Annotated in this window: 7 protein-coding genes; all 7 read left to right on the forward strand. The window is 71.5% G+C overall.

The annotated features are described in order from the left end of the window. The coding region (locus DQW85_RS31435) for an Rne/Rng family ribonuclease (RefSeq protein WP_162795530.1) at positions 1–1,864 on the forward strand (1,864 nt) is incomplete at its 5' end. A 234-nt stretch (positions 1,865–2,098) separates the two neighbouring features. Continuing rightward, positions 2,099–2,401, forward strand: coding sequence for a 50S ribosomal protein L21 (rplU, locus tag DQW85_RS31440; protein WP_101789902.1), 303 nt, complete (start codon positions 2,099–2,101; stop codon positions 2,399–2,401). A 15-nt stretch (positions 2,402–2,416) separates the two neighbouring features. Next, positions 2,417–2,674, forward strand: a complete 258-nt coding sequence (rpmA, locus tag DQW85_RS31445; protein WP_020546367.1) for a 50S ribosomal protein L27 — start codon at positions 2,417–2,419, stop codon at positions 2,672–2,674. A gap of 236 nt (positions 2,675–2,910) precedes the next feature. Further along, entirely contained in the window at positions 2,911–4,263 is a 1,353-nt protein-coding gene (obgE, locus tag DQW85_RS31450) for a GTPase ObgE (protein WP_113703425.1), read from the forward strand. A 15-nt stretch (positions 4,264–4,278) separates the two neighbouring features. Next, positions 4,279–5,397 carry a glutamate 5-kinase gene (proB, locus tag DQW85_RS31455; protein ID WP_205315555.1) on the forward strand — a complete coding sequence of 373 codons (1,119 nt, stop codon included), beginning with the start codon at positions 4,279–4,281 and terminating at the stop codon, positions 5,395–5,397. Positions 5,398–5,544: 147 nt separating this feature from the next. Further along, complete coding sequence (locus DQW85_RS31460) at positions 5,545–6,825, forward strand: glutamate-5-semialdehyde dehydrogenase (RefSeq protein ID WP_113703426.1); 1,281 nt, start codon at positions 5,545–5,547, stop codon at positions 6,823–6,825. Between the two features lie 143 nt (positions 6,826–6,968). Then, positions 6,969–7,921, forward strand: a 953-nt coding sequence (locus DQW85_RS31465) for a serine/threonine-protein kinase (protein WP_162795531.1), incomplete at its 3' end; no start/stop codon positions are given.

A 7,921-nucleotide genomic window follows, 5' to 3' on the forward strand; every position in this document is an offset into this window, starting at 1 on the left:
CCGCCGTCGCCGCCGGCGCGGCGGCAGGGGCCGCGGCAGGCAGCGCGAGCGCGACGAGGCCGACGACACCGACGAGTCCGAGGACGACGGCGAAGAGGAGCAGGCCGAGGAGTCCCAGGACGAGGAGTCCTCCAGCTCCCGCCGTCGCCGTCGCCGCCGTCGGCGCGGCTCCGACGAGGTGTCCGAGCCCGCCAGCGACGACCCGCCCAACACGGTCGTCCGCATCCGGGCGCCCCGCTCGGGGCGCGCGACCGCGCTCGACACCTCCGCCGACGGCGTGCAGAGCGTGCGCGGCTCCACCAGGCTGGAGGCCAAGAAGCAGCGCCGCCGCGAGGGCCGCGAGCTGGGCCGCAGGCGCCCGCCGATCATCACCGAGTCGGAGTTCCTGGCGCGGCGTGAGTCGGTCGACCGCATGATGGTGGTGCGCCGCCAGGGCGACCGCACGCAGATCGCGGTGCTGGAGGACGGCGTGCTCGTCGAGCACTACGTCAACCGCGAGGCCAGCCAGTCCTACGTCGGCAACGTCTACCTCGGCAAGGTGCAGAACGTGCTGCCGTCGATGGAGGCGGCGTTCGTCGACATCGGCAAGGGCCGCAACGCCGTCCTGTACGCCGGTGAGGTCAACTTCGACACCGCCGGGCTCGAAGGCCAGCCCAAGCGCATCGAGTCGGCCCTGAAGAGCGGCCAGTCGGTGCTCGTCCAGGTCACCAAGGACCCGATCGGCCACAAGGGCGCCCGCCTGACCTCCCAGATCAGCCTGCCGGGCCGCTACCTGGTCTACGTGCCCGACGGTTCGATGACCGGCATCAGCCGCAAGCTGCCCGACAAGGAGCGCACGCGGCTCAAGAGCATCCTGAAGAAGGTCATGCCCGAGAACGCCGGCGTCATCGTGCGCACGGCCGCCGAGGGCGCCTCCGAGGATGAGCTGGCCCGGGACGTCGCCCGCCTGTCGGCGCAGTGGGAGAACATCCAGAAGAAGGCCAAGTCGGCCAGCCCGCCCGAGTTGCTGTCGGCCGAGCCCGACCTGACCATCCGCGTGGTGCGCGACGTCTTCAACGAGGACTTCAGCTCGCTCGTCGTGCAGGGCGAGGAGGCCTGGGAGACGGTCGATGAGTACGTCAAGTACGTCGCGCCGCACCTGGCCGAACGCCTGTCGAAGTGGGACGGCGAGCAGGACGACGTGTTCGAGTCGTACCGGATCGACGAGCAGCTCGGCAAGGCGATGGAGCGCAAGGTGTGGCTGCCCAGCGGCGGCTCGCTGGTGATCGACCGCACCGAGGCGATGACCGTCGTCGACGTCAACACCGGCAAGTTCACCGGCAAGGGCGGCAACCTCGAGGAGACCGTCACCCGCAACAACCTGGAGGCGGCCGAGGAGATCGTCCGCCAGCTCAGGCTCCGCGACATCGGCGGCATCATCGTCATCGACTTCATCGACATGGTGCTGGAGTCAAACCGCGACCTGGTGCTGCGGCGGCTGCTCGAGTGCCTGTCGCGCGACAGGACCAAGCACCAGGTGGCCGAGGTCACCTCGCTGGGCCTGGTCCAGATGACCCGCAAGCGGGTGGGCCAGGGGCTGCTGGAGGCGTTCTCGACGCCGTGCGACTGCTGCAACGGCCGTGGCCTCATCGTCTCCACCGAGCCGGTGGAGGGCAAGCCCGAGCCGCGCGGCACGCAGGGCAAGATGGCGGTCGAGAAGGCGGTGGCCGACAAGGTCGGAGACAAGGTTTCCGCGGCCAAGGACTCCGCTGGTCGTGATACCGTGACCGGTGCGCTTGACGAAGTCCCGGCTGAGGACGACCAGGCGGGCCAGACTTCCGGCAGAGGGCGGCGACGCTCCCGCCGAGCCAAGTCCACCGAGTAGCTCCGCTGAGTGGCTGCTCGGCAGACCGTCCGACGATCCGTCCGGTTCGCCTAGGACGCCGTTAATCCGGTAACCTAGTGGATCGGTGCGTCAGGTGACGTGCCCTGTTGGCGCGCCCACTCGGTTCGTTGGTTCCAGACAGGACGCGGGTGCGGGCGCAGCACTCGGCAGTCAACGGTCGTCCCGTCCGGGATGACCGAAGATCGCAGCAGTAGACAGTAGAAGGGTTCCGCGGTGTACGCGATCGTTCGTTGCGGCGGCAGGCAGCAGAAGGTCTCCGTCGGTGACGTCCTCGAGGTGGACAAGGTCGCCGGCGAGGTCGGCTCTTCGATTTCGCTGCCGACGGTGCTCGTCGTCAACGACGGCGATGTGACCACGGAGGCGGGCAAGTTCACGGTCAGCGCCGAGATTCTCGGCGAGACCAAGGGCCCGAAGATCCGGATCCTCAAGTACAAGAACAAGACCGGTTACAAGAAGCGCCAGGGTCACCGCCAGCGGTACACCCAGGTGAAGATCACCGGCATCGACCAGGCCTGATCGGGAGTTTGAGAGATGGCACACAAGAAGGGCGCGTCGTCCACCCGGAACGGCCGTGACTCCAATGCTCAGCGCCTGGGCGTCAAGCGCTTCGGTGGCCAGCTGGTCAACGCGGGCGAGATCATCGTCCGCCAGCGGGGCACCCACTTCCACCCCGGCGACAACGTCGGCCGTGGCGGTGATGACACGCTGTTCGCGCTGACCGCGGGTCACGTGCAGTTCGGCGTCAAGCGCGGCCGCCGCGCCGTGAGCATCGTCCCGGTCGCGGAGTAATCCGCCGCCGGTAAGCGTTAGCAAGGGGTGGATCGGTGCCGATCCGCCCCTTTGCGTGTTCTGCGAGGGTTTCCGCCGGGGGTCTGGACGAAGGCCCCCGCGGCGATGGCGCCTGTGGTGATCACGGTCCGGCCCGGCGTGGCGATCAGGTCGAGGTGCCTCCGAGCGGCGAGCCGAGGTGCCCGCGGTCGTGAGAATGGAAGCAGCCCCAGCGGGGGCGTGAGGGAGAGGCGGCTATGCCGGACTTCGTGGACCAGGTCATCCTGCATGTCAGGGCCGGTGACGGGGGGAACGGCTGCGCCTCCATCCACCGCGAGAAGTTCAAGCCGCTCGGCGGCCCCGACGGGGGCGACGGCGGGCGCGGCGGCGACGTGATCCTCGAGGTGGACCCCAACACCGCCACCCTGCTCGACTACCACCGCCGCCCCCACCGCAGGGCCGAGAACGGCAAGCAGGGCCAGGGCTCCAACCGCGACGGCGCCAACGGCGGGGACGTCGTGCTGCCGGTGCCCAACGGGACCGTCGTGAAGGACGCCGGCACCGGCGAGGTCCTCGTCGACCTCGTGGGCACGGGCACCCGCTACGTGATCGCGCGAGGCGGTCACGGCGGGCTCGGCAACGCCGCGCTGGCCAGCACCAAGCGCAAGGCACCGGGTTTCGCGCTGCTCGGGGAGCCGGGCGACGCCCTGGACGTCATGCTGGAGCTCAAGAGCGTCGCCGACGTGGCCCTGGTCGGGTTCCCCAGCGCGGGGAAGTCGTCGCTGATCGCCGCGTTGAGCGCCGCCCGGCCCAAGATCGCCGACTATCCGTTCACGACCCTGATCCCCAACCTCGGCGTGGTGACCGCGGGCGAGACGGTGTTCACGGTCGCCGACGTGCCGGGGCTGATCCCGGGCGCCTCCCAGGGCAAGGGGCTCGGGCACGAGTTCCTGCGCCACGTGGAGCGGTGCGACATGCTGGTGCACGTCATCGACTGCGCCACCATGGAGCCGGGCCGCGACCCCGTCACCGACTACGAGGTCATCGAGGCGGAGCTCCAGGCGTACGGGAAGCTGGAGGGCCGCCCCCGGATGGTGGTGCTGAACAAGGCGGACGTGCCCGACGCGCGTGAGCTGGCCGAGCTGGTCAGGCCCGAGTTCGAGGAGCGGGGGCTGCGGGTCTTCACGGTCTCCGCCGCCACCCACGACGGGCTGCGCGAGCTGACGTACGCGATGGGCGAATGGGTCGCCGCGGCCCGGGCGGCCAAGCCGATCGAGGAGCCCACCCGCCTGGTGATCAGGCCCAGGCAGCTCGGCGAGACCGGGTTCGCCGTGCGGAAGGTCAACGACAACCTGTTCCAGGTGACCGGCGAGAAGCCCGAGCGGTGGATCAGGCAGACCGACTTCACCAACGACGAGGCCGTCGGCTACCTCGCCGACCGGCTGGAACGGCTCGGCGTCGAGGAGGAGCTGGTCAAGGCCGGCGCCACCGCGGGCGCCGAGGTCGTCATCGGGCCCATGGAGGGCGGCCACGTCTTCGACTGGCAGCCCACGCTGAGCGCCGAGTCCGTACGGCGGGGGCCGCGCGGCACCGACAGCCGGCTGGGGTAGGGATAGGGTTTGGTCGTGCGGGAACGGATCAGCGCAGCGTCGAAGGTCGTCGTCAAGGTCGGCTCGTCATCGCTCACCACCCCACAGGGCATGATCGACGTCGACCGGGTCGACGCGCTGGTCGATGTGCTGGCCGCGCGCCGCCTCACCGGCACGCAGCTCGTGCTCGTCTCCTCGGGGGCGATAGCCGCGGGCCTCGGCCCGCTGGGGCTGTCCGCGCGACCGCGTGACCTCGCCACGCAGCAGGCCGCCGCGTCGGTCGGTCAGGGCGTGCTCGTCGCCCGCTACACCTCCTCGTTCGCCCGCTACGGCCTGCGCGTCGGCCAGGTGCTGCTGACCGCCGACGACATGATGCGCCGCGCCCACCACGCCAACGCCCAGCGCACCCTCAACCGGCTGCTGGAGCTCGGCATCATGCCGATCGTCAACGAGAACGACACGGTCGCCACCGACGAGATCCGGTTCGGCGACAACGACCGGCTCGCCGCGCTGGTCACCCCCCTGATCCACGCCGACGCCCTGGTGCTGCTGTCCGACGTCGACGCCCTCTACGACGGCCCGCCGAGCCGCAGCGGGTCGCGTCGGCTGGCCGAGATCCGCGGACCCGAGGACCTGGTCGGGGTCGAGCTGGGCAGAAACGGCGCCGCGGTGGGGACGGGCGGTATGGTCACCAAGGTGCAGGCCGCACGGATCGCCACCGGCGCGGGCGTGCCGGTCGTGCTGACCGCCGCCGCGCACGCCGCGCAGGCGCTGGCCGGGGCCGACGTGGGCACCTACTTCCACCCGGGCGGTCGCCACCCGGGCACCCGGCTGCTCTGGCTGGCGCACGCCACGACGGGCCGGGGGCGGTTGCACCTGGACGACGGGGCGGTCGAGGCGATCGTGACGCGGCGCAAGTCGCTGCTGCCCGCCGGGGTCACCTCGGTGGAGGGCGAGTTCGCGGCCGGCGACCCGGTTGACCTATGCGGGCCGCACGGCTCGGTGGTGGCCCGCGGGCTGGTCAACTTCGACGCGGGAGAGATCCCGGGCCTGCTGGGGCGGTCCACCCGGGAGCTGGCCAGCGAGCTCGGTCCGGAATATGAACGTGAGCTGATCCATCGCGACGACATCGTCATACTGGAGTCCCACGGCTAACCTGCGGGGTGCCGGCCGCCCGTCACGTACCGTCGCGGAGATTCGCGGAGAGCCGCGTACCTTCGCCGGCGTTCGCGGGACGAGCCCGCCGCTCCGCGCCGGGCGAGCCGAAGGCCCGAGATGGCGAGACAGACTGAGGAGCGTGTGATGTCCGAGGAGTTCCTGAAGGTCGCCCGCGCGGCGCGAGAGGCCGCCGCCGAGCTGGCCCCGCTGCCGCGGGCGCCCAAGGACCGGGCGTTGCGCGTCATCGCCGACGCCCTGGTCGCCAACGCCGCCACGATCGTGGCGGCCAACGCCAAGGACGTCCAGCAGGCGCGGGAGCAGGGCACGGCCGAGGCGATGATCGACCGGTTGCGGCTCGACGAGGGCCGGATCGCGGCCATCGCCGAGGCCGTGCGGCAGGTGGCCGACCTGCCCGACCCGGTCGGCGAGGTGATCCGCGGCGGCACGCTGCCCAACGGGCTGGAGCTCCGGCAGGTCCGGGTGCCGCTCGGCGTGATCGGCATCATCTACGAGGGCCGCCCCAACGTCACCGTCGACGCCGCCGCGCTCTGTCTCAAGAGCGGCAACGCGGTGCTGCTCAGGGGCTCCTCCAGCGCCTACTCCTCCAACACCGCCCTGGTGCGGATCATGCAGGAGGCGCTGGCGGCGACGGAGGTGCCAGCAGGCGCCGTGCAGCTCGTGCCGGGGCTCACGCGCGACTCGGTCAAGGAGCTGATGCGGGCGCGCGGGCTGGTCGACGTGCTGATCCCGCGCGGCGGCGCGTCGCTGATCAACTCGGTGGTCGAGGAGTCCACGGTGCCGGTCATCGAGACCGGGGTCGGCAACTGCCACGTGTACGTGGACGCCGAGGCCGACATGGACGTGGCCGTCGAGATCCTGGTCAACGCCAAGGCGCAGCGGCCGTCGGTGTGCAACGCCGCCGAGACGTTCCTGGTGCACGCCGGGGTGGCCGACCGTTTCGTGCCCAGAGCGCTCGAAGCGCTCAAGGAGGCTGGCGTCACCGTGCACGGCGACGACCGGATCGCCCGCTACGGCGAGGTCGTGCCCGTCACCGAGGACGACTTCTACGCCGAATACCTCTCGCTCGACATCGCCGCCGCCGTCGTCGACTCGCTGGAGGACGCGGTGGCGCACATCAGGCGCTACGGCTCGGCTCACACCGACGCCATCGTCACCCGGTCGCAGCGGGCGGCCCGCAGGTTCGTGTCCCTGGTCGACTCGGCCGCCGTGGCGGTGAACGCCTCCACGCGGTTCACCGACGGCGGCGAGTTCGGGTTCGGCGCGGAGATCGGCATCTCCACGCAGAAGCTGCACGCCCGCGGTCCGATGGGGTTGCCGGAGCTGACCTCGACCAAGTGGGTCTACACCGGTGAGGGGCACCTGCGCACCTCCGAGGGCACGGTCATCGCCCGGTCGTCCGACTGATTCGCGGCTGCGAGGGCACGGTCATCGCCCGGTCGGCCGACTGACCCGACACGGCGGCAGGAGCTTCGGCGCGCCTCGGACACCTCGGGCGTTCCCGGCGCTAGGGTTGTGCCCCTTATGGGCGCGCCGAGCAGGGAGGGACGGTGAGCAAGCTCGGCAAGGTCGGGCCGTACACCTTGCTCGAGCGGCTCGGCCGGGGCGGCATGGGCGAGGTCTACCTCGCCGGCTCCCGGCGCGGCGAGCGGGTCGCGCTCAAGGTCCTGCACGAGCTTGCGGAGGATGATTCGTCCCGCATTCGGCTCGAACGCGAAGTTCGTGCCCTGCGGCGGGTCGAGAGCCCGTACGTCGCCAGGGTGCTCGACGCCGACCTCGACTGCGCCCGCCCCTACCTGGTGATGGAGCACATCGAGGGCGACACCCTGCTCGACCGGGTCAGAGGGGAGGGCCCGCTCGACCTGGCTCTGCTGGTGGAGCTGGCGCAGGGCATCGCCGCGGCGCTGGCGATCATCCACGCGGCCGGGGTCGTCCACCGCGACCTGAAACCGGCCAACATCATCATGGGCGCCGACGGGCCCGTTCTGATCGACTTCGGCATCGCGCAGGTGATCGACGCGACCCGGCTGACCATGACGGGCACGTTCCTCGGCACGCCCGGCTACACCGCGCCCGAGATCTTCGCCGACGAGCAGGTCGACTCGCCGGCGGACATCCACGCCTGGGCGGCGACGGTGGCGTTCGCCGCGACGGGGCGGCCGGCGTTCGGCCGGGGCACGCCCGAGGCGCAGATGTACGCCGTGCTGAACGGCCAGGCCGACCTCAAGGGCGTGCCCGTTGCGCTGCTGCCGCTGGTGCGGGCGGCGCTCAACCGGGAGCCCGCCAAGCGTCCCACGGCCGCGCTGCTGGCCGACCGCCTGTCGCGGCTGGCCAGGGTGACAGGCGGCCCAGAGGCGGGCGTCTCCTCCGGTGCGGGGGCGCTCGCCGCGCCGGTCGTGGAGGAGGAGGCGGCGCGTGGCCGTACCACCGATGACGCCAGGCCGCCGGCGCCGCGCAAGGCGATGGGGGAGGACAGCCGGGGTTCGGGGCCGCGCCCGCGACC

Source organism: Nonomuraea lactucae, from assembly GCF_003313395.1.
GTDB lineage: Bacteria > Actinomycetota > Actinomycetes > Streptosporangiales > Streptosporangiaceae > Nonomuraea > Nonomuraea lactucae.

Excerpts from the sequence above, each read along its gene's own strand:
- DQW85_RS31460 (WP_113703426.1), top strand. The coding sequence starts at position 5,545 with ATGTCCGAGGAGTTCCTGAAGGTCGCCCGCGCGGCGCGAGAGGCCGCC.
- obgE (WP_113703425.1), top strand. The coding sequence starts at position 2,911 with ATGCCGGACTTCGTGGACCAGGTCATCCTGCATGTCAGGGCCGGTGAC.
- rpmA (WP_020546367.1), top strand. The coding sequence starts at position 2,417 with ATGGCACACAAGAAGGGCGCGTCGTCCACCCGGAACGGCCGTGACTCC.